Origin of the sequence: Novosphingobium sp., assembly GCF_031417815.1 — a bacterium.
Taxonomy (GTDB): Bacteria; Pseudomonadota; Alphaproteobacteria; order Sphingomonadales; family Sphingomonadaceae; genus Novosphingobium.
The window spans coordinates 16,292-37,256 of sequence record NZ_JANOWI010000046.1 but is presented as its reverse complement, the minus strand read 5'-3'; the positions used below and the strand labels follow the sequence as shown (position 1 = coordinate 37,256).

General features: G+C 64.0%; 21 protein-coding genes and 1 pseudogene. 4 read left to right on the top strand and 18 right to left on the bottom strand.

Annotated features, from left to right (window positions below; all coding sequences use genetic code 11):
- Nucleotides 1-306 precede the first annotated feature (306 nt).
- Entirely contained in the window at nucleotides 307-1,569 is a 1,263-nt protein-coding gene (locus tag RMN99_RS12705) for an MFS transporter (protein ID WP_309623686.1), read from the top strand.
- A 23-nt stretch (nucleotides 1,570-1,592) separates the two neighbouring features.
- Here the strand turns inward: RMN99_RS12705 and RMN99_RS12700 are convergent, their stop codons facing one another.
- The 4 genes and pseudogenes from RMN99_RS12700 to RMN99_RS12685 all read right to left on the bottom strand — a co-directional run bounded on the left by RMN99_RS12700 (nucleotide 1,593) and on the right by RMN99_RS12685 (nucleotide 5,158).
- Nucleotides 1,593-2,099 carry a nuclear transport factor 2 family protein gene (locus tag RMN99_RS12700; protein ID WP_309623685.1) on the bottom strand — a complete coding sequence of 169 codons (507 nt, stop codon included), beginning with the start codon at nucleotides 2,097-2,099 and terminating at the stop codon, nucleotides 1,593-1,595.
- 58 nt (nucleotides 2,100-2,157) lie between these two features.
- Nucleotides 2,158-2,715 carry a 16S rRNA (guanine(966)-N(2))-methyltransferase RsmD gene (gene rsmD / locus RMN99_RS12695; RefSeq protein ID WP_309623684.1) on the bottom strand — a complete coding sequence of 186 codons (558 nt, stop codon included), beginning with the start codon at nucleotides 2,713-2,715 and terminating at the stop codon, nucleotides 2,158-2,160.
- Between the two features lie 329 nt (nucleotides 2,716-3,044).
- Nucleotides 3,045-3,794 (bottom strand): annotated as a pseudogene (locus RMN99_RS12690) (pseudouridine synthase); the annotation flags it as partial.
- A gap of 194 nt (nucleotides 3,795-3,988) precedes the next feature.
- The gene (locus RMN99_RS12685; RefSeq protein WP_309623683.1) at nucleotides 3,989-5,158 is read right to left on the bottom strand and encodes an aromatic ring-hydroxylating dioxygenase subunit alpha; all 1,170 of its coding nucleotides are present in this window, start codon (nucleotides 5,156-5,158) and stop codon (nucleotides 3,989-3,991) included.
- A gap of 49 nt (nucleotides 5,159-5,207) precedes the next feature.
- On the opposite strand from RMN99_RS12685, the gene RMN99_RS12680 reads away from it, so the two are divergent.
- Nucleotides 5,208-6,608 carry an AmpG family muropeptide MFS transporter gene (locus RMN99_RS12680; protein ID WP_309623682.1) on the top strand — a complete coding sequence of 467 codons (1,401 nt, stop codon included), beginning with the start codon at nucleotides 5,208-5,210 and terminating at the stop codon, nucleotides 6,606-6,608.
- Here the strand turns inward: RMN99_RS12680 and RMN99_RS12675 are convergent.
- From RMN99_RS12675 to trpB, 5 genes are all read right to left on the bottom strand, one after another.
- Complete coding sequence (locus RMN99_RS12675; RefSeq protein WP_309623689.1) at nucleotides 6,605-8,005, bottom strand: folylpolyglutamate synthase/dihydrofolate synthase family protein; 1,401 nt, start codon at nucleotides 8,003-8,005, stop codon at nucleotides 6,605-6,607. The genes RMN99_RS12680 and RMN99_RS12675 overlap by 4 nt on opposite strands.
- Before the next feature lie 129 nt (nucleotides 8,006-8,134).
- The gene (accD, locus tag RMN99_RS12670) at nucleotides 8,135-8,983 is read right to left on the bottom strand and encodes an acetyl-CoA carboxylase, carboxyltransferase subunit beta (RefSeq protein ID WP_309623681.1); all 849 of its coding nucleotides are present in this window, start codon (nucleotides 8,981-8,983) and stop codon (nucleotides 8,135-8,137) included.
- A 229-nt stretch (nucleotides 8,984-9,212) separates the two neighbouring features.
- Nucleotides 9,213-9,995 carry a tryptophan synthase subunit alpha gene (trpA, locus tag RMN99_RS12665; protein WP_309623680.1) on the bottom strand — a complete coding sequence of 261 codons (783 nt, stop codon included), beginning with the start codon at nucleotides 9,993-9,995 and terminating at the stop codon, nucleotides 9,213-9,215.
- Nucleotides 9,992-10,285 (bottom strand): hypothetical protein, encoded by a 294-nt coding sequence (locus RMN99_RS12660; protein ID WP_309623679.1) that lies wholly within the window; start codon nucleotides 10,283-10,285, stop codon nucleotides 9,992-9,994. The genes trpA and RMN99_RS12660 overlap by 4 nt, the downstream gene beginning before the upstream one ends.
- A complete protein-coding gene (gene trpB, locus RMN99_RS12655; protein WP_309623678.1) occupies nucleotides 10,282-11,499 on the bottom strand; it encodes a tryptophan synthase subunit beta in 1,218 nt (405 codons plus the stop codon). Before trpB ends, RMN99_RS12660 begins: the two co-directional genes overlap by 4 nt.
- A 234-nt stretch (nucleotides 11,500-11,733) precedes the next feature.
- Between trpB and RMN99_RS12650 the strand changes: the two genes are divergently transcribed.
- Nucleotides 11,734-12,192: a hypothetical protein gene (locus RMN99_RS12650; protein ID WP_309623677.1), complete on the top strand. Its 459-nt coding sequence runs from the start codon at nucleotides 11,734-11,736 to the stop codon at nucleotides 12,190-12,192.
- Between the two features lie 59 nt (nucleotides 12,193-12,251).
- On the opposite strand, the gene RMN99_RS12645 is transcribed toward RMN99_RS12650, so the two are convergent.
- The 8 genes from RMN99_RS12645 to RMN99_RS12610 form a co-directional block, all read right to left on the bottom strand.
- Nucleotides 12,252-12,893, bottom strand: a complete 642-nt coding sequence (locus RMN99_RS12645; protein WP_309623676.1) for a phosphoribosylanthranilate isomerase — start codon at nucleotides 12,891-12,893, stop codon at nucleotides 12,252-12,254.
- 28 nt (nucleotides 12,894-12,921) lie between these two features.
- The gene (locus RMN99_RS12640; RefSeq protein ID WP_309623675.1) at nucleotides 12,922-13,665 is read right to left on the bottom strand and encodes an SIMPL domain-containing protein; all 744 of its coding nucleotides are present in this window, start codon (nucleotides 13,663-13,665) and stop codon (nucleotides 12,922-12,924) included.
- 81 nt (nucleotides 13,666-13,746) lie between these two features.
- Nucleotides 13,747-14,163 carry a hypothetical protein gene (locus tag RMN99_RS12635; RefSeq protein WP_309623674.1) on the bottom strand — a complete coding sequence of 139 codons (417 nt, stop codon included), beginning with the start codon at nucleotides 14,161-14,163 and terminating at the stop codon, nucleotides 13,747-13,749.
- A gap of 11 nt (nucleotides 14,164-14,174) precedes the next feature.
- Nucleotides 14,175-14,849 (bottom strand): orotidine-5'-phosphate decarboxylase, encoded by a 675-nt coding sequence (gene pyrF, locus RMN99_RS12630; RefSeq protein ID WP_309623673.1) that lies wholly within the window; start codon nucleotides 14,847-14,849, stop codon nucleotides 14,175-14,177.
- A complete protein-coding gene (locus tag RMN99_RS12625; protein WP_309623672.1) occupies nucleotides 14,846-15,184 on the bottom strand; it encodes a LapA family protein in 339 nt (112 codons plus the stop codon). Before RMN99_RS12625 ends, pyrF begins: the two co-directional genes overlap by 4 nt.
- 19 nt (nucleotides 15,185-15,203) lie before the next feature.
- Nucleotides 15,204-16,196, bottom strand: coding sequence for an alpha/beta hydrolase (locus RMN99_RS12620; RefSeq protein WP_309623671.1), 993 nt, complete (start codon nucleotides 16,194-16,196; stop codon nucleotides 15,204-15,206).
- A gap of 200 nt (nucleotides 16,197-16,396) precedes the next feature.
- Complete coding sequence (gene purB, locus RMN99_RS12615; RefSeq protein ID WP_309623670.1) at nucleotides 16,397-17,710, bottom strand: adenylosuccinate lyase; 1,314 nt, start codon at nucleotides 17,708-17,710, stop codon at nucleotides 16,397-16,399.
- Nucleotides 17,711-17,947: 237 nt separating this feature from the next.
- Complete coding sequence (locus RMN99_RS12610; RefSeq protein WP_309623669.1) at nucleotides 17,948-18,634, bottom strand: VOC family protein; 687 nt, start codon at nucleotides 18,632-18,634, stop codon at nucleotides 17,948-17,950.
- 159 nt (nucleotides 18,635-18,793) lie between these two features.
- On the opposite strand from RMN99_RS12610, the gene RMN99_RS12605 reads away from it, so the two are divergent.
- Nucleotides 18,794-20,188: a glycoside hydrolase family 125 protein gene (locus RMN99_RS12605; protein ID WP_309623688.1), complete on the top strand. Its 1,395-nt coding sequence runs from the start codon at nucleotides 18,794-18,796 to the stop codon at nucleotides 20,186-20,188.
- Here RMN99_RS12605 and RMN99_RS12600 read toward each other — a convergent pair.
- Nucleotides 20,185-20,889 carry an NRDE family protein gene (locus RMN99_RS12600; RefSeq protein WP_309623668.1) on the bottom strand — a complete coding sequence of 235 codons (705 nt, stop codon included), beginning with the start codon at nucleotides 20,887-20,889 and terminating at the stop codon, nucleotides 20,185-20,187. The two genes, RMN99_RS12605 and RMN99_RS12600, sit on opposite strands and share 4 nt — an antisense overlap.
- Nucleotides 20,890-20,965 lie beyond the last annotated feature (76 nt).

Sequence of the window (20,965 nt, the reverse complement as noted above, 5' to 3'; positions counted from 1 at the left end):
CGTTAAGTCTGGTGCGCTCTTCCGGTGAAAACCGCACGCCTTCAAGTTCATAGCCGACCACATCCCTGCCGGCCGAAACGGCGGGAGCAGTTGTCAACGCAAGCAGCGCCAGTTGCAGCCAAACTACCGTTAACAAGCCGGATTTCCCGATAAAAATCTTTGCCATACTTCGCCTCTTCGCCCGTGAAACGCCTGACCTTTTTCAAACAGTAACAGGACATGATTTCTTCGCGAGACATTTTTCGGGGTGGATCAGGTAGCAGTGAAACTTGACTTGGGCGGTTCGAGCGACAAGTCAGCGCGGCTATGCACCCGATCCGCAAGAACGCCCGTGTCCTCACTGCCTCACTGACCGGCACGGCGGTGGAATTCTATGATTTCTATGTCTTCGCGACCGCCACCGCGCTGGTTTTCGGCGGGCTGTTCTTTCCGCAGAGCAGCCCCGAGGCGCAAGGCCTGCAGGCCTTCATGGTCTTTGGCCTCGCGTTCATTGCCCGGCCGATCGGCGCGATCGCCTTTGGCCATTTCGGCGACCGGGTGGGGCGCAAGGCCACGCTGGTTGCCTCGCTGCTGCTGATGGGCGGATCGACACTGCTGGTGGCGTTCCTGCCGGGCTATGCCAGCGCCGGGTTCCTTGCCCCGCTGCTGCTGTGCCTGCTGCGCTTTGGCCAGGGCTTTGGCCTTGGCGGCGAATGGGGCGGGGCGGCGCTGCTGGCGGTGGAGAATGCGCCCAAGGGATGGGAAGCGCGCTTTGGCGCGGCGCCGCAGCTGGGCGCTCCGCTGGGGTTTCTGGCTGCCAATGGGCTGTTCCTGATGCTGGGGATGAGCCTGAGCGAGGCCGATTTTCTGGCCTGGGGCTGGCGTGTGCCGTTTCTGGCCAGCGTGGTGCTGGTTGGCATCGGCCTGTGGGTGCGGCTCAACCTGTCCGAAACGCCGGCGTTCCGTGAGGCGCTTCGCCACGCTGCGCCGCCTGCAGTACCGCTGGGTACTTTGCTGCGCCATCACTGGGGCGCGGTGCTGGCGGGCAGTGCCGGGGTGGTGGCGTGTTTTGCGCTGTTCTATCTATCCACGGCCTTCGCGCTTGATCTGGCGACGAAGAAACTGGGCTGGCCGCGCGAACAGTTCCTGATGCTGCAACTGGGGGCCAACACGTTTCTGGCCTTGGGTATCGTGTTGGCGGCGTGGTGGGCCGACCGGATCGGCGCGCGCAGGGTTCTGCTGATCGGCGCTGCTGCAACCGTGCTGGTCGGGCTGGTCTTCGCCGCCGGGTTGCAATCGGGATCGGGGCTGGCGGTCTTCGCCACGCTCGCCACCGCGCTGTTCACGATGGGCTTTGTCTATGGCCCGCTGGGCGGTTGGCTGACTTCGCTTTACCCGGTGGGGGTCCGCTATACCGGCGTATCGGTGGCCTTCAATGTGGGCGGCATCCTGGGCGGCGCGGTGACCCCGCTGCTGGCCAAGCAGATGAGCAATATGGGGTACGGCGGATCGATCGGGCTGCTGCTGGTCGCCGCCGGCGCGCTGACCGTGGTGGGGGTCAGCCTGGCGCGCCCTGCGCACGAGGCCTGATCGGCCCCGTGCGTGCGTCGCGATCAAGCCGGTGGAACGACTGCTGCAGGGGCGGGAGTGTCTGATACCACGCCCCAGGCTTCTTTCATTTGTCCGTCGGCACCGCGCTTCCAGCCGACCACCCAATTGCCCACTTCGGTCCTGGCCTTCTTGGTCGTGGGATCGGTGTAAGTGTAATTGTAGGTGGCGCGCCACACCGCAAGATCGCCCGATGCGGCAACATCGACCACGGCATCGCTGACCGAGAGTTTCATCGCTGGATCGGCGACCTGCTCCTTTGTCAAGGCGCGATCGGCTTCCTGACCGACCACGTTTGGTGTGCCGTGGTACATCCCGACAAAATCGGGCGCGTCCCACGAGACCGCCTTGTCGGCATCGCGCGCGGCAAAGGCGGCGACCATTTCGGTCATGCTTGTCTTGACCTCGTCACCGACCTTGGCGCTGTCGATGGTTGGTGCTTTCGCGCAGCCTGCGACAAGCGCTAGCGCGGCAGTGGCTGACAAGAAGCGGAGCAGTTTTGATCTTGGCACGGCGGTCTCTCCTGTTGAAGCGACCCGGAGCAATGGCTGCGCCCGAAAACCCGCCCGGTCAAGAGTCGGCCTGCATCCGCAACAAGCTGATCCGCGCCGTGCCGACCTTGCGATCGGCGATCATGTCGAGGCCTTTGACAGTGGGCATCTCGTTATACGCGGTTTCAAGGCTGACCCAGGTAGCGGGGCCGATCCAACCGAGCCGCTGCAATTTGCCGAGCGCCACTTCGCCCGCACCGGTCTGGTAGGGCGGATCGAGCAGAACCAGATCGAGTGGCGCCCTCGCCGGACCAAGCGAAAGCACCGAAGCGGCGCGCACATCGCATTGCGGCGCGGCCTGGAGATTGGCGATATTACTGCGCAGCGTCCGGATCGCGGCGGCATCCTGTTCCACGAAAATGCAGCTAGCCGCCCCGCGGGACAAGGCTTCGAGGCCGAGCGCGCCCGATCCGGCGAACAGATCCGCCACGCTCAATCCTTCAAAACTGCCGAGGCGGCTGACCAGCATCGAAAAAAGGGTTTCGCGGGTCCGATCCGCCGTGGGACGGGTGGTTTCGCCCGCCGGAACCTGTAATTTGCGCGCGCGCCACTGGCCGGCAATAATCCTGATGCTCATTTGCGCGGGCCGGGCTTGCGCTGAGCGGGCTTGCGATTGGCGGGCTTACCTGGGCCAGACCCGCGTGGAGCGGGCTTGCCCGTGCCAGTTCCGCGAGGAGGGGGTGTTCCGGGTCCAGACCCACGCGGACCAGACCCGCGCGGAGCGGGCTTGCCCGAGCCAGACCCGCGTGAAGGGGGCTTACCCGGAATAGACCCGCGTGGAGCGGGCTTGCCGGCACGCGCAGCCGGGGCTGGTCCAACCGGAGCCTTGCGCGGGCTGGACCGGGAAATCCGTGCGCGGGCCTGCTCTGGTGCGGAAAGCGGCGCATCCGAAGCCGATCCGCCCAGCAGGCCCCGCCGGAACTTCTCGACATCAAGCTGCCTGATTTCGACCGCCTGCCCGCGCCCCAGATCGAGCAGTTCGAACGGGCCATATGAGGTCCGCATCAGCCGGCTGACTTCCAGGCCGAAAAATTCCAGCACCCGGCGTACTTCGCGGTTCTTGCCTTCGCGGATGGTCAGTTCGATCCACTGGTTGCGCCCGGTGCGGCGCTCCATGTTGGCATCGATCCGGCCATAACGCATGCCGTCGATCTCGATCCCTTCGGCCAGGCTTTCAAGCTGTTCCTGCGTGATTTCGCCATAAGTGCGTGCGCGGTAAGTGCGCGGCAGGCCGCTGGAAGGTAGCTCCATCGCCCGCTTCAATTCGCCGTCGTTGGTCAGGATCAACAGACCTTCGGTGTTGTAGTCAAGCCGCCCGACCGGCATCACCCGCCCGGCATCCTCAGGCAAGGCATTGCGCAGTGCGGTGTAGATAGTGGGCCGCCCGGCCGGATCGTTTTCTGCGGTGAGCAGGCCGGCCGGCTTGTGGAACAGGAACAGCCGGGCCGCCTCAGCCGCCTTGACCGGCTTGTCATCCACCGTCACGCCCTTCAGCGACTTGAGCACGGTGGCCGGGGTGGTCAGCACTTCACCGTTCAGCTTGATCCGCCCATCGGTAATCATCCGTTCGATCTCGCGGCGGCTGGCAATCCCGGCGCGGGCAAGCAATTTGGCGATGCGGTCACCGTCACGGGGAGCGTTTTCAGGGGAGGTCATGTGCGGCCCATAGCGAGACTACCGCGCTACGTCATCTATCCTGTGATCCTCTCCATTTTTGGCGAATGCCACAAATGGGGAGGTGCAGTCGCGCCAGCGACTGACGAAGGGGTCTGGACGCTGGCGTCGATACCCCTCCGTCTCGCCTGCGGCGATCCACCTCCCCATTTGCACTGCGTGAAAATGGAGAGGATCTATTCAGCAGCGGCCATCTGCTCTGTGCAAATTTCGTAGAACAGGCGGATCCCGCCTTCGAGCGTACCGAGGGTCAAGTGGTCAATCGCGCCGCTTTCCAGCCCTTGCTGACCCAGTGCAGCGGCGCGAAAATCTTCGCCGCCGAACACCTTGCCATCGAGCAGCTGCCAGCTCCGTTCCCAGTGATCACGGGCCTTGTCGCTTTGCGGTTCTTCGGGGATCAGCATGAAATCTTCGACCAGCGTGCGGTTCACGCCCTGCGGCCACAGCGTCATGACGTTGATGTAATCGGGGCTGATCACCAGCACGGTGGCGGGGAACAGCTGATAGGCATAGGTGCCGACACGGCGCAGCACCGCCATGTCGTTCAGATCGGCGCCTTCAAGCTCGGCGGCGCGGGCAACGAAGCTGCGCTGGTGCGGGCCGACGGTGTCGCCGCTCGATACGCCGTCGCGGAAGAACGGACCGATCGTTTCGGAATGAAGCCGCGAGACGTGGTAGCTTTCGAGGAAGGCATCCATGATCAGCTTCCAGTTGGAAGCCACATCATGCGTGTTGCGGCGGAACAGGTGCAGCTTGGCCATGGCAAAGGCATCGAAATCGGCACCAAGCGTGCGGGCATCGGCAAAGTCCGCCGCGCCTTTTGGTGCGTACCAGATCAATCCGCCCGCTTCACAGCTTTCCAGTTCGATCAGGCCATGGTCCGCCTTTTCGAGCCCGGGGAAGGCATCGGGCCGGGGCAGGGCGAGCAGCCGCCCGTCGGTGGCATAGGTCCAGGCATGATAGGGGCAGGTAATCCGCTTCGAACACTGGACGTCGCTGCCTTCGACCAGCCGGGTGCCGCGGTGGCGACAGACGTTGAGGAAGACGTGCGCTTTGCCGTCCCCGTCACGGCTGATCAGCAACGGCCGTCCGGCGGCATCATGCGGCACCGCCATATTGGGCTGCGGGATCAGCGCCGATGGGCACAGCACCTGCGGCGCCCGGCCAAACAGCAGCGCCTGTTCGCGCGCGAAGTGTTCAGGATCGGTATAGACGGCGGTCGGCACCGTCTGGACCGCGTGGTTGGTGCGCGAGATGCCGTGCACGATCTGCTCGGCCAGGGCCAGTTGGCCGGCGGTCGGCAAAGTGCCGGGAAGCGTGGATGTCTTCTCCATGGGGCTGGTCATAGCGTATTTCTGCGCTAGGTTCCCGGCAAAATTCATTGAGGGGTTCGCGATGTCGGTCGATCTGGTTCGGTTCATCATTTTCGTTGGCGTTCTGGTCGGCCTCGCGTTGGTTGCAACCCGGGTCAAGGCATTCAAACCCTATCTGCGCAAGAACCCGGTCATCACTTTCCTGCTCGGCATTTCGAGCGGATTTCCGCTGACGCTGCTGGTCGCCACGATGACATTCTGGCTGGCCAAAGTGGGGATCGATACCGCCACGATCGGTTTTGCGGTGGCGTTGGGCACGCCCTATACGATCAAGTTTCTGTGGGCACCGCTGGTCGACAAGCTCCCGCTGCCGTTCCTGACCAAGACCTTTGGCCAGCGCCGCGGCTGGCTGTTTTTCGTGCAGGCGCTGTTGTTCGTTTCGATCTGGCAATTGGGTGCCAGCGATCCCGGCTCCGGACATATGGGGGCGTTCGTATTCTGGGCGATTGCGACGGCATTCCTTTCGGCGACGCAGGACATCGTGATCGACGCGTTCCGCATCGAAATCCTGGAAGAAGATGAATTCGCCCATGGCACCGCCACCAACCAGTTCGGCTATCGCACCGGCAACCTTATCGCGGGCGCGGGCACGGTCTATCTCGCGTCGGCCGAAGGTCTGGGGCTGGGCTGGGCGATTGCTTACGGTTTGACCGCGCTGGCGATCATCCCGGCCATTGTCGGGGCGATCTGGGCCGGACCGGGCAAGTTCGTTGATCGCTATGCCGAAGCCGCGGGGATGACTGCGGGGCAATGGCTAAAAGAGACGATCTACAACCCGTTCCGCGAATTCCTGGGCCGCCATGGGGCCTTCCTGATCCTTGGCTTCGTGCTGGTCTACAAGGTTGGCGATGCGATGGGCCAGACCATGCTGGGGCCGATGATCGTCGATCTTGGTTTTGCCGATCTGGATTATGTTTCAGCCAACAAGCTGTGGGGCTTTGCCGCGTTGATTGTGGGCTCAGCGCTGGGTGCGCCGTTCATCCTGTGGCTGGGGATGGGCCGGGCGCTGCTGATCTCGGGCCTGCTGATGATGTTCTCGAACGTGATGTTCATGGTTCTGGCGGTGTCGGGCAACAATTACTGGGTGCTGGTTTCGGCGATCGTCACGGAAAACCTGACCAGCGGGATCGGGCTGACGGTCTTCACCACCTATCTCTCAGGGCTTTCCAGCCTGGCTTACACCGCGACGCAATTTGCGCTGCTGTCTTCATTTGCGGCATTCGGACGCACCTGGCTGGCCTCACCAGCGGGGGTGTTAGCCAAGGAATTGGGCTGGACCGCCTTCTGGGGCTTCACCATTATCGCCGCGATCCCGGGGATGCTGCTGCTGTGGCTGCTGTGGAACAAAGGTTATCTGGTTCAGTCGATCCGCCAGCCGAGCACCGAGGACGACGGGCATGAGGCTCAACCCGCCAAGACCTAGTCCGGGAACTCCCGGTTGAGTCGCAGCACTTCACCGGCGAGGTAAAGCGAACCGGCGATCAGCACGTCACCTTCGGGCGGCAGCGCGCGCAGGGCGGTCTCGACATCGGGGTAGGGCCAGACCGGCAGATCGGCATGGCGCGCGATCTCCTCAGGCGCGTGCGCTTCGTGCCCCGGCGCGGGGACCACCGACAGACTGAGCAGTTGTCCTTTGAGCGGCGCGACGATCGCCGCAGGGTCCTTGCTGGAGAGCATGCCGGTGATGAGGTGGAATTTGGCCGACTGGCCCACCCCCAACCCCTCCCGCAAGCGGGAGGGGAGCGAGACTTGCCGAGCGTCAGCGAGGTTAGTCGCAGCGGGGTGGGCATCGACGCCCTCCTCAAAGTACGCGGCAATCGCCAGCCCGGCATCGACATTGTGCCCGCCGTCCAGCCAGACCCTGCGGCCCGGGACCAGTGCAGTCAGCGGGCCTTCACCCAGCACTTGCAGCCGTGCCGGCCAGCGCGCGGTGCGGATGCCCCGGGCCATGGCTTCGGGCGAAACCTGCACTTGCGATTGGTGGCGCAGCATCGCCACGGCCAGCGCGGCATTGTCAGCCTGATGGCTTCCGACCAGCGCCGGCAGCGGCAAGGTGAGTTCGCCGAAGCGGTCGCGATAGGCTATGCTTTCGCCCACGTCGGCAAACCAGTCGAGCCCGCGTATGGCAGTCTTTGCGCCCGCCACCATCGCCTGATCGATCACGGCCTTGGTCACCGCGGGCGGATAGGTCTGGGTCACCAGCGGGACGCCGGGCCGGGCGATTCCGGCCTTCTCGAACGCGATCCGGCACAGCGGGTCTTGCGGCACGCCCTCTTCGGGCACCAGCAGGAAGGCCTCATGATCGATCCCCAAGGTGGCGATCCCGCAGGCAGCCTGGTGATCGAGCACATTGGTCGCATCGAAGCGCCCGCCAAGCCCAACCTCGATCACGCAGACATCGGCCGGAATGCGGTGAAAGGCGAGGAAGGTGGCGGCGGTGGTCACTTCGAAGAAGCTGGGGTTCAGGTCCTCGCCCTTGTCTAGCACTTCCTGCAACAGGTCGGCCAACAGGTCGTCCCCGATCAGCTTGCCGGCCACGCGGATGCGTTCGTTGTAGCGCACGAGGTGCGGCTTTGTCGCGGCGTGGACGGTGTAGCCTTCGGCCTCCAGCATGGCGCGCAGATAGGCGCAGGTGCTGCCCTTGCCGTTGGTCCCGGCAACGTGGAACACCGGCGGCAGGTCCTTGTGCGGATCGCCCAGCCGCGCCAGCAGCGCGTGGATCACCTCCAGCCCCAGCCGCCCGGTGGGCAGCGTCAGCGCGCCGAGGCGATCAAGCTGCGCCTGCACGCGCGGGTTATCGGAGGTGGCGAAGTCGCGCAGTTGCCCCTCCGTCAGCGCTTCGCGCTGCCACCTCCCCATCGCAAGTCGATGGGGAGAACGATCAGTTGCGGTTTCTCCCCATCGACTTGCGATGGGGAGGTGGCCGGAGCGCAGCGGAGGTCGGAGGGGTCACGCCGCTTTCGCCGCGCCCAGATAATCGAGCACGCTGGCCAGCGCCGCCTTCAGCTTGTGGCGGTGCACCACCATATCGACCATGCCGTGCTCATAAAGGTATTCGGCGCGCTGGAAGCCTTCGGGCAGTTTTTCGCGGATCGTGTCCTGGATCACGCGTTGCCCCGCAAAGCCGATCAGGCATTCGGGCTCGGCAATGTGGACATCGCCGAGCATGGCATAGCTGGCGGTTACCCCGCCGGTGGTGGGATCGGTCAGCACCACCACATAGGGCAGGCCAGCGCGCTTCAGCCGGCTGATCGCCACGGTTGCTTTGGGCATCTGCATCAGACTGAGGATGCCCTCCTGCATCCGCGCGCCGCCGGCCGCGGTGCAGATCACATAGGCGCACTTTTCCTTGATCGCCCGGTCCACGCCCGAAACGAACGCCGATCCAACCGCCATGCCCATCGATCCGCCCATGAAGGCGAAATCCTGCACGCCAAGCACGCATTTGTGGCCATCGACTGCACCCAGCGCATTGGTCAGCGCATCGGGATGCGGATTGGCGAGCCGCGCGGCCTTGAGCCGATCGGGATACTTCTTCTGGTCGCGGAATTTGAGCGGGTCTTCCTTGACCTTGGGGCTGTCGAGCACCGTGAAGCCATCATCCAGCAACTGTGCAAACCGCGCATCGGTGCCGATCCGGCCGTGATGATCGCAGCGCGGGCAGACGCTGAGGTTTTCCTCATATTCCTTGGCAAACAGCATTTCCTTGCACGAAGGGCAGCTGATCCACAGGTTGTCAGGGGTATCGCGCTTGTCCTGAAAAGGCAGCGCTTTGCGAACACGATCGATCCAGCTCATAGCGCAGCTTTAGCGCAGTGTTCGAGGGTTTGCGAGTGGGGATGGGAGGAAAAAGGAGTTCGCGCAGAGGCGCAGAGAAGAAAGGGAGGCGCAGAGGATCAGGTTTCCGCCGCAGGCGGACTGAGCCATTTTAAGGGTGCGTTTTGCTGAAGCCATCAGAACAAAGGCGGCTGTGCCGCATTCACAGCATCTCTGCGCCTCAACTTTCTTCTCCGCGCCTCTGCGTGAACTATTCCTGCCTAGCCGAATGCACAGCCTCGGCGAGCGCACGCGTCAATTCACGCACCGGCCCTGCGGCATTTGCGCCGTGCTGCGCGACCAGCTCGACCAGTGCCGAGCCAACTACGACGCCGTCCGCCACTTTGGCGATGGCTGCTGCCTGCTGCGGCGTGCGGACGCCAAAGCCGACCGCAACGGGGATCGTGGCCTTGGCTTTCAGCCGCGCCACGGCTTCTTCAATCGAGGTCTGCGCGGCTTGCTGCAGCCCGGTGATCCCGGCGACCGAGACGTAGTAGAGGAAGCCTGACGAGCCATCGAGCACCGCCGGCAGCCGCGCCGCATCGGTGGTGGGGGTGGCAAGCCGGATCAGGCTGACCCCGGCGCCGCGCAGAGCGGGGCCCAGTTCGGGGTCTTCCTCAGGCGGGATATCGACGCAGATCACCCCGTCGACCCCGGACTTGACGCATTCGGCGGCGAACCATTCAGAGCCGCGCGTCACCATCGGGTTGGCATAGCCCATCAGCACCAGCGGCACCTCAGGGTGACGCGCGCGGAATGCGGCGGCGATGGCGAAGATATCCGCCGTGGTCGTGCCCGCGCCAAGGCTGCGCAAATTGGCCTGCTGGATCACCGGGCCATCAGCCATCGGATCGGTGAACGGCATCCCCAACTCGATCACATCCGCGCCGCCTTCGACGAGCGCGTCGAGGATTGCGGCGGTCGGGCCATCGCCGCCGGTTACGAAAGTGACGAGGGCGGGGCCGCGCGAGAAGGCGTTGGACAAACGGGTCATGGCTTTGGCTTCCACCAGATGACAGCCAGACAAATTAGGCCCGCAACGAAGCAGCCGATTCCCGTCCAGCCGAAAAGAAAGGGAAGTTTTGGCGTGCAATAGTCGAAGCAATACTGTTCAGGCCCCTTTTCGGGAGCCTTAACGCCATAGAGGTGAACGAATGATTCCCAGTTGGGATCCAAAACTGATGAATGGATGTAATGCGAAACGATAATCGCCTGACAACCAAGTGCTACCATGGCGACGATCAGCAGGGTCAGAGGGATAAGCAGTCTGCGATCCCGCTTCACAACTCTACCCCCAGATGCTCCGCCACCGAGAAAATATCCTTGTCGCCGCGCCCGCATAGGTTGAGCAGGATGATCTGATCCTTGTCCATCGTCGGCGCAATCTTCTTCACTGCCGCAATCGCGTGAGCAGGTTCGAGTGCGGGGATGATGCCTTCGGTGCGGCATAACAGCTGAAAGCCGTCGAGCGCCTCCGTGTCGGTCACCGAAGTGTAATCCACCCGGCCGACATCGCGCAGCCAGGCGTGTTCCGGCCCGATCCCAGGATAGTCGAGCCCCGCGCTGATCGAGTGGCCTTCGGTGATCTGGCCGTCGGCGTCCTGCAACAGGTAGGTCTTGTTGCCGTGGAGAATGCCGGGGCGTCCGCCCGCAAGGCTGGCGGCGTGTTCCTTGTCGAGCCCGTGCCCGGCAGCTTCCACGCCCAGCATTTTCACTTCGGGATCATCGAGGAACGGATGAAATAGGCCGATCGAATTGCTGCCCCCGCCAATCGCCGCGACCAGCAGATCGGGCAGGCGGCCGGTGCGGCTGAGCATCTGCGCGCGGGCTTCCTTGCCGATCACGCTCTGAAAATCGCGGACCAGTTCGGGGTAGGGGTGCGGGCCAGCGGCGGTGCCGATGATGTAGAACGTGTCGTGGACATTGGCGACCCAATCGCGCAGCGCCTCGTTCATCGCGTCCTTCAGCGTCGCGGCGCCAGCAGTAACTGCGCGCACTTCGGCGCCGAGCAGCTTCATCCGGAACACGTTGGGCGCCTGGCGGGCAACGTCGGTCGCCCCCATGAACACCACGCACGGCAGGCCGAAGCGCGCGCAGACCGTGGCGGTGGCGACGCCGTGCTGGCCCGCGCCGGTCTCGGCGATGATCCGGGTTTTGCCCATGCGGATCGCCAGCAGGATCTGGCCGATGCAATTGTTGATCTTGTGCGCGCCGGTGTGGTTCAATTCGTCGCGCTTGAACCACACTTGCGCGCCGCCCAGCTCTTCAGTCAGCCGCGGGGCGAAATAGAGTGGGCTGGGGCGGCCGACATAATGTTCGAGCAGGTCGTCGAACTCGGCCTGAAACGCCGGATCGGCCTTTGCCTTGGTGTACTCAGCCTCAAGCTCGAGAATCAGCGGCATCAGCGTTTCGGCGACGTAGCGCCCGCCGAACTGGCCGAAATGTCCACGTTCGTCGGGCTGGGTGCGAAACGAATTATTTTTAGGTGCTGCGGTCATGACAGGTGCGCGATTGGCAGAGTGGCAGCGTTGAGTCCAGCCTGTCCGCCGGGACGGGTGCTTAACCGATTGGTAAGAAAGTTTGCTGCCAGATGAATAATATGTGGCAAATTGGAAACAGTAAGCCTTCAACCTGTAATTTAGTTCCGTTCGGTTCATTGCACTGCAAGGTTGTCAGTCCCATTTGAGCCGCACGCGCTTTGACCGGCGCTGAACAAGATGAGGAGTTCTCACATGCGTAAATTCATCCTGCCGCTGCTCGCCTCGCTGGCCGTAGCCACCCCAGCCCTTGCCGATACCCGCGCTGAAGTGCGCGGCGGTGCGATCTGGTCGAACGGCTCCAGTGAAGCCACCTACGGCGCCGCAATCGGTTTCGACGGTGATCTGGGTCCGGCGGCCTTCTATGGCCTCGAACTGTCGGGCGACAAGATCGATGCCACCGGAACGAAGGTGGCCTTTGGTCTGACCGGGCGTCTTGGCGTGAAGGCCGGGCCGACCACCCGCGTGTTCGGCGCGGCCGGTTACAGCACCGAACCGTGCGACCTGTGCGAATCGAGCTACCACGCCGGTGCCGGTGTGGAACAGAGCATCGGCGGTCCGCTGTATCTGAAGGCGGAATATCGCCACTACTTCACCGGCAATGCCGTTCCGGATTCGGACGCGGTGGTCGGCGGGGTCGGCTTCCGCTTCTAAAGCTTTATCCAGCCACCGAGCGAAGGGCGGTCCACTGGTGGGCCGCCCTTTTCGTTGGTTTAGGCGCCGCGTGCCGCTGCGCAGAAGGCGGCGATCAGGGCGGGGTCCTTGATGCCGGGCGCGCTTTCGATCCCCGAGGCAGTATCGACCAGCGGCGCCCGGGTGCTGCGCGCAGCTTCGGCGACGTTATCCGCTGTCAGCCCCCCGGCAAGCCCCCACGGCAGCGTGCCGCGATAGCCGGCCAGCAGCGACCAATCAAAGCGCAGACCCATTCCGCCGGGCAAGGTGCCCTTGGGGGTCTTGGCGTCAAACAGGATGAAATCGGCTGCACCTGCGTATGCATCGGCACGGGCGATGTCGGCTGGCGAAGCGACACTCAGCACTTTCCAGACCGGCAGGTTCAATGCGCCGCGCAGCCGGGCTGCATCGGCAGGGCTTTCGCCGCCGTGAAGCTGGATCGCGTCAAGATTGGCCGCAGCGGCGGCAGCGGCGATCGCGTCGCCACTGGCATTGACGAAAACGCCAACGCGGCTGATCCGCCCGGCTGCCTGTGCGCCCAGCGCGCTGGCTGCCGCAAGGTTCAGATAGCGCGGCGATGGCGGGAAGAAATTGAACCCCGCATAATCCGCGCGCGCCGCAATAGCCGCCTCGAGCGAGGCAGCGTCATTAAGACCGCAGAGTTTGATGGCAGGCGCGGGCATGGTGGCCCGCGCCCTAGCCAAGTTGGCCTTATGGTGCCAGTTCGAACTGCACCGTCACGCTGACTTGCGCTTCAACCTCGCCGGCCTGGATCGGGGTGGAGGCGGCATCAGCAGTGCGCGCTTCCATCATCGCATATTTGGGCTGCGGCGGGCTGTAGCCGCCCTCGCTGATCGAAACCACGCGGACCACGCGCAAGCCAGCCGCTTTGGCATAGAGATCGGCACGGCCGCGCGCGGCCTTGATCGCATCGACACGGGCTTCGTCCATCGCCGCCGTAGGATCGGCCATCTGGAAGCTCGGACCCGAAATCTGGTTGGCACCCGAAGCGACCAGCGCATCGAGCACCTTGCCGAAATTCTTGATGTCGCGCGCCTTGATGGAGACCATGTTCGTCGCCTGATAGCCGACGATCCGCGGTTCCTGCGCCACCTGACCATTGGGGCCCACCACCGGCTGGCCATAGACGGGATTGAGCTGGATCGAGCTGGTCTGGATGTCCTTTTCGGCGACGCCAGCCTTTTTCAGCGCGGCGATCACCCGGGTCATGGCGGCGGCATTGGCGCGCAGCGCTTCGCCCGCAGTCTGGCCTTGCGTGGTCACCCCGGCGCTGAACACGGCGAGATCGGGCACGCGGTTGCTGCGGCCATCGGCCGATACCGTCAGCAGCGCGGACGAGGCGGCGATTGCAGGCTGGTTATCGTGGGCCATGGCAACTCCGGGCAGGGAAAGGGCAAGCGCGAGCGGGGCCAGCGCAAATTTCAGCGATTTCATCAGTATACTCCTGCGTAAGAAGGCAAGTTCTGCTCTCCCGCCCTTAACGCCCGTCAACCTGAACGGTTGCAGTCCGGACAGTTACCATTCGCCATTCGGGGAGTTGAAATTGAAATAGTTCATGGTCCAAGTGCCGTTGTTCTTGGCAAAAGCGAAGTCCCATTTGATCAGGCATTTCTCGTGCTGGACCACCAGCGATTCGCGGACATAGCTTGATCCGAGCACCCGCGTTTCCACCCGCTCGGCCGATTTTGCCTTGCCGCACGCCGCGTCGATCTTGGCCAGCTGGCCGGCGGCATCGCCAGGCAACCCGGCGGCAGCCATGGCGGTGAAGGTCGGCACCGCGCCCATGGTATTGATTTGCGCCAGCACTGTGGCTTCGAGCGCCGAGATCGCGGCACGGTCTGCGGGCGACAGCTTGGCACTGCCGGCGATCGGCACAGTATCAGCTGCGCCGGTCAGCAGCGCGGCTGCAACCAGCAGGATTGGAATACGCATCTGCGGTCCCTTTACAGCGTTGATTCAATGGCCCGCGCGGCAGCAACCGGATCGTCAGCGCGGCTGATCGGGCGGCCGACCACCAGCACGCTGGCTCCGGCATCGCGCGCCGCACGCGGGGTGACAGCACGCTTCTGATCACCCAGCTTGCCATCGGCGGGGCGCAGACCGGGAACCACGAAGAACCCGTCCTTCCACTGCGCGTGGACCGCGCCAACCTCTTGCCCCGAACAGACGATTCCATCGAGCCCGGCCTTGTGCGCAAGCTCCGCCAGCCGCAGCACCTGATCGTGCGCGCTGCCGCCAATCCCGGTGGCGGTCATGTCGCCCTCATCCAGGCTGGTGAGCAGCGTGACCGCCACCACCTTGCAATGTTCGCCCGCCGCCGCCTTGGCATCTTCCATCATCGCCCGCCCGCCGCTGGCGTGGACGGTGACGATCGCCGGTTCGAGCACGTGGATCGATTGCATCGCGCCCGCCACCGTATTGGGAATGTCGTGCAGCTTGAGGTCGAGAAACAGCGGCAGCCCGATCTTGGCAATCTCGTGCACCCCGTGGTGGCCGTGGGCGCAGAAAAATTCGAGCCCCAGCTTGAGCCCGCCAACGTGCGCCTTGACCTTGCGGGCAACAGCTTCGGCGGTTTCGAGCCGCGGGAAATCGAGGGCAAGGTAGACGGGATTGGTCATAAGGGGTTCGCCGGCGGGTCCTTCTGGGATGCGTCTAGCTGGGTGGATGTGGGGAATGCGGGGGCCGGTTCGACCGTGTTGGCCTTCAGCGAATTTTCCAGCGTGCCAATCCGCCGCTTCAGCCGCCAGGCCGCGCCCTTGTGGATCAGCCACATCGGCAGCATGCCCAGGCAGAAAAAGAACAACGCGACAAAGCCGACCGGCCAATCGAATTTCAAATATTCGCCTTCACCCGCCGGCCAGAACCGCACCGGCACGACATCCCAGTTGATCGCGACGAAGGCGGTGAGCGCGATGGCGATGAGTAGCAACAGCAGCGTACGGATCATCTGCATGGCGAACCCTCTCTTCCAATCAAGGTTTTGACTGCGCGATGCTAGGCATGTTGCCGGGGCTTGGGAAGGGGCCAGACAAGAAAGCATCGAGATCGGCGGCAGAGCGGTCTGCCGCCTCTTCCATCGGGATATGGCCGATGCCGGGATAGACAATCCTGACCGAGCCGGGAATCCGCGCGGCGAACCAGTCAGCGCCCGAAACCGGGACCAGCTTGTCCTCTGCGCCCCACAGGATCAGCGTCGGAACCTTGATTTCGCCCATCCGGCCGACATCGCGCAGGCGCCCGGCATAGCTGGCAAAGCGCAGCCCGGTGGCGGCGCGGTTGCCGGGATAGCGATTAAGCTCCCAGTACCGGTCGATTGAAGCGGGTGTGACGATCGCCTGATTGGATACCGATTGGTGGATCGATCTTTCGAATAACGAGCGCGGCGTAATTACCAGCGCCAGCTTGTTGATCCCCGGGGTGCGGGCAATCCTGAAGCCGATCGGCAGCTTCTTGTTCGGATCCTCAGGCGGCCCGGCGGCATCGATCAGCACCAGATGGGTCAGCTTGTCGCCATGCGCCAGGGCATATTCCCAGGCGACGTAGCCCCCCATCGAATTGCCCGCGAGCGCAAACTTGCTCACCCCCATTTTGACCATCAAGGCATCGAGCGTGCCGACAAAGGCATCACCATCGTACTGATCGGTCGGGTTGGGTCCGGTAAGCCCGTGGCCGATCTGATCGAGGCTGATGATCCGGTACTTGGCCCCCAGCCGCGCCACCCACGGCTCCCAGGTGTGGAGCGAAGCGTTGGAGCCGTGCAGCAACACCAGCACCGGCCCGTCGCGCTTGCCCTCATCGCGGACATGCATGGTCAGTCCGCCGCCGACATCGATGAACTGCGACGATGCGCTGGCATATTTGGCCTTCATCGCGGCGGGATCGGTGTCGGGGGCGTAACCCCAGGCGAACAGGGCGATCAGGGCGATCAACAGGAGAGCAAGGGTGTATTTGAGCAGGCGCTTCATGTGCTTTCCATTCCGCAGGTGATGACCACCTAACCTATACGATCCTCTCCATTTTCACGAAGTGCAAATGGGGAGGTGGCGCGCCGAAGGCGTGACGGAGGGGCAAGGACGCTAGCCCAGAAGCCCCTCCGTCTGGGCCTTTCGGCCCATCCACCTCCCCATTTGTGGCAGTCGCCAAAAATGGAAAGGATCTGACGCAACTATTCCCCGAACACCCGCGCGAAGATCGTGTCGATCGCCTTGAAGTGATAGTCGAGGTTGAACTTCTCCGCGAGTTCCTGCGCGCTCATCACCGCGGCCACTTCGCTATCGGCCTTGAGCAGTTCGAGCAGGCTGAGCTGCCCGTCGCTTTCCCACACCTTCATCGCATTGCGCTGGACCAGCCGGTAGGCCGCATCGCGTTCCAGCCCGGCTTGCGTGAGCGCCAGCAGCACCCGCTGCGAGTGGACAAGCCCGCCCATCTTGTCGAGGTTGCGTTGCATCCGCTCGGGATAGACCAGCAATTTATCGATCACCGAGGTGAGGCGGCCCAGCGCGAAGTCCAGCGTGATCGTGGCATCGGGCCCGATGAACCGTTCAACCGAGCTGTGCGAAATATCGCGCTCATGCCACAAGGCCACGTTTTCCAGCGCCGGGGTGACTGCCGAACGGACCATCCGGGCCAGACCCGTCAAGTTCTCGGTCAGAATCGGGTTGCGCTTGTGCGGCATGGCGCTTGAGCCCTTCTGGCCCGGCGCGAAGTATTCCTCGGCCTCGAGCACTTCGGTGCGCTGCAAGTGGCGCACTTCGATCGCCAGACGCTCGACGCTGCTGGCGATCACCCCCAGCGTGGCGAAATACATCGCGTGGCGATCGCGCGGGATCACTTGCGTAGAGACTGGTTCAACGGCGAGGCCCAGCTTGTCGGCGACATATTCCTCAACTGCGGGATCAATATTGGCGAAAGTGCCGACCGCGCCGGAAATCGCGCAGGTCGCCACTTCGGCGCGCGCCGCCACCAGCCGTGCCTTGGCACGCGAGAATTCGGCATAGGCTTCGGCGAGCTTCTTGCCGAAGGTGGTCGGCTCGGCATGGATGCCGTGGCTGCGGCCGATGGTGGGGGTGTACTTGTGCTCCAGCGCCCGGCGCTTGATCGCGGCGAGCAGGTCGTCAAGATCGGCCAGCAACAGGTCTGATGCCTGCGCCAGCTGCACCGACAGCGTGGTATCCAGCACGTCGGAGCTGGTCATCCCCTGATGCATGAACCGCGCCTCGGGCCCGACCTGCTGCGCCACCCAATCAAGGAACGCGATCACATCATGCTTGGTAACCGCCTCGATCGCATCGATCGCGGCGACATCGATCTTGGGCTCGGTTGCCCACCAGTCCCACAGCGCCTTGGCCCCGCTTGGCGGAACCACCCCCAGCTCACCCAGCTTCTGCGTGGCATGCGCCTCAATCTCGAACCAGATCCGATAGCGCGCTTCGGGCTCCCAGATCGCAGTCATGGCGGGGCGGGAATAGCGGGGGACCATGTTCGACTCCTTGTGGGTATGCAGGTGCCGCTATGCGAGGGGGGCGGGGAAGGCAAGGGCGAGAGGTGCCCACAAGGTCCTCTCCATTTTTGGCGAAGGCCACAAATGGGGAGGTGTCAGCGGCTTCATGCCGCTGACGGAGGGGTAATGGCGCCAGCCCCGATACCCCTCCGTCACGCCTTCGGCGCGCCTCCTCCCCATTTGGCTTCGCAAAATGCGGAGGACCTTGCGGTTGCGCTAAGCCCCCACCGGCGGCTCGTTATAGCTGCCCTGCATCGTGATCGCCGCATCGGGCGCGGACAGGATCGCCTTCAGTGTCTCGACCGGATAGGCCATCTGCGGCTTGCTTGCGTCATAGGCGGGCTGGGCGACCGGGCCATCACCGAGGCACGGCGCGGGGTTGAGCATCGCCTGCGCTTCATCGCCCGATATCCCGCATTCCTCAAGCATCGCCGGATCAACCCAGTGCGCCGGATCGACTTCGCTCACCGCATAGCTCACTTCCAGCGTCAGCCCCTCGGGCCCGGCGAAGTAGATCGATTTGCAGAAGCCATGCCCGATCGGGCCAATCGCAGCGACGCCGTGACTGCGGATGCGATTTTGCATCGTGATCAGGCCGGCCTCGTCGGGTACGCGGAAGGCGATGTGCTGGGTGACTCCGGCCGCGCACTTGCCCGCGCCGGTGCCAGCGTGGGTGATGCCGATGGTGCAGGGGATGTCGGCGATTCCGTCCATTTCGACCACCGAGAAGAAGCTGTGGTCCGCCATCTTGAGGAAAGCATGCTTGGCGCCGGCAACGCCGTGCATTTCGAACAGGCCGACCAGCGGAAAGCCCATCACCGCTGTGAAAAAGGTCAGCTGCGCTTTCATGTCGGCCGACATGATCGCGATGTGATGGATGCCATCGGGCTGCTGGACGGTCATGATGCTCTCCTCTGGCCCAAGGCTAGCATCGCCGAACGGGTTGGCAAAGGCTTTGCCGCGCGCACCAATATCTCGACAATCCGGCCAAACCCGGCCACCACGGCAGCAGTGTCGTCACTCGCCCTACCCCGCCGTTCGTTCCTTGCTGCCGGAGCCGCCATGATGCTGGCCCCGTCGTTGCTGCGCGCCCAGGAGACCCGCATGTTCACCTCCAACCGCCCGCCCGCGTCCGCGCGCCGTTTCGTATCAAAGGCGGTGGAGGGGGAGATCACGCGGGTCAGCGGCCTGATCAAGGATCCGGAACTGGCCTGGATGTTCGGCAATTGCTTTCCCAATACGCTCGATACCACGGTCACGCTCGGCACCATGGACGGCAAGCCGGACGCCTTCGTCATCACCGGTGATATCGATGCGTTGTGGCTGCGCGATAGCGCGGCGCAGATGCGGCCCTATCTGCATCTGGCGAAAGACGACGCCCATCTGCGCGAGCTTTATCGCGGGCTGATCCGCCGCCATGCGCGCTGCGTGCTGCTTGATCCTTATGCCAATGCCTTCACCCGCGATCCCAAGTCCACCGATGGGCTGCATTGGTCAAAGCGCGACAAGACCGAGATGAAGCCGGGCGTTGCCGAGCGCAAATGGGAAGTCGATTCGCTGTGCTATGTGCTGCGGCTGGCGCACGATTACTGGCAGGCCAGCGGCGACACCGAACCATATGATGCCACTTTTGCGCAGGCTGCGCACACCATCATCGCCACCTTCAGGGAGCAGCAACGGGTGGCGGGGCCGGGGCCGTACCGGTTCCAGCGGATGACCGATCAGCCAACCGAAACCACCCTGGCCGGGATCGGCACGCCGACCCGCAAGACCGGGCTGATCCATTCGGCCTTCCGCCCCAGCGACGATGCCTGCACTTTCCCTTGCAACATCCCGGGCAATCTCTTCGCTGTCGCAACTTTGCGCGAGCTGGCGGTGCTGGCCAGCGCGGTGCTGAGCGACGAGGCACTTGCCGCCGATGCCCGCGCACTGGCCGACGAGGTTGAAAAGGCGGTCTTCGCGCACGGCATCATGCAATTGCCCGATGGCCGCCAGGTCTTCGCTTACGAAACCGATGGCTATGGCAATTACCTGTTCATGGACGATGCCAATGTTCCCTCGCTGCTCGGGCTGGCCTATCTGCGCTGCCTGCCGGCGGACTATCCGTTGTGGCAGAGCACCGCCGATGCAGTGTGGAGCGAGGCTAATCCGTGGTTTTTCAAGGGCGCGGCGGGCGAGGGGATCGGCGGGCCGCATATCGGCGAGGGGCAGGTCTGGCCGATGTCGATCATCGTCCGCGCGCTTTCAAGCGACGATGACGCGGTGATCGCGTGGAGCCTCAAGACTTTGCGCGCCACCCATGCCGGCACCGGGTTCATGCACGAAGCGTTCGACAAGGATAATCCGGCGAAGTTCACCCGCAAATGGTTCGCCTGGGTCAACGGGCTGTTCGGCGAACTGGTGGTGAAAGTAGCGCGCGAGCGGCCGCAGTTGCTGACGGCAGATTATGCGTCCTAGGCTGGCCAGTCGAAAGCCAGCGTAACTTCACCCGTAACCGCGCCATCCGGATCGAAACTGCGCTCAACGATCCGGCCCTGGCCCGCGGCGTCCACCAGCACCACGGTTGAACAGCGCGTTCCATAGCGTGGGTTTTGGATGAACACCGATGAAAACGCATCCTCGGGATCGGCGGTTTCGGGCGCTTCATCGCGCAGCGCGGCGAACAGCGCGTCATCGCCGTCAGTGCTGTCCAGCCACGCGCCCAGCGCCGCCTCCAGCCGGGCGGTCTTGAACCAGCGGTCGCGGTGCGCGCCGTTCGACAGGCCATGGATGCCGGGTTCGAGGGTCAGCGCTTCCCACGCCGGTTGGTTGGTTAGCACGCGCAGAGTTTGCCCGTCCGCCAGCCACAGGTTGAACGGGTTCATCGCCGGTTCGGGCGCGGGCGCATTGCCGTGCAGCCAATCGGTCACCAGCGCTCCGCGCGATGCCAGCTCGGCCTTGGGATAGCCCGGCGTGCGCAGATTGGTGACCAGGCCAAAGCGCCCCTCGCTCACCCCCAGCCAGGTTCCGCCCGCTTCAAGATCGCGCCCGGCGATCACCCGGCCATCGGCCCAGTGCGCGAGCGGTGCAGCGGGTCGGCCGTGGAATTCATCGCGGTTGCCGGCGGCCACCAAACGCCAGCGCGGATGCGCCGCCCAGGCGATCGCGGCTACGCACATGGCACTGGCCGTTGCAGCATTGCGGGCAATCCGTGATACATCAAGTGCGGCGACTCCGGGGGGCTGGGGACGAGCG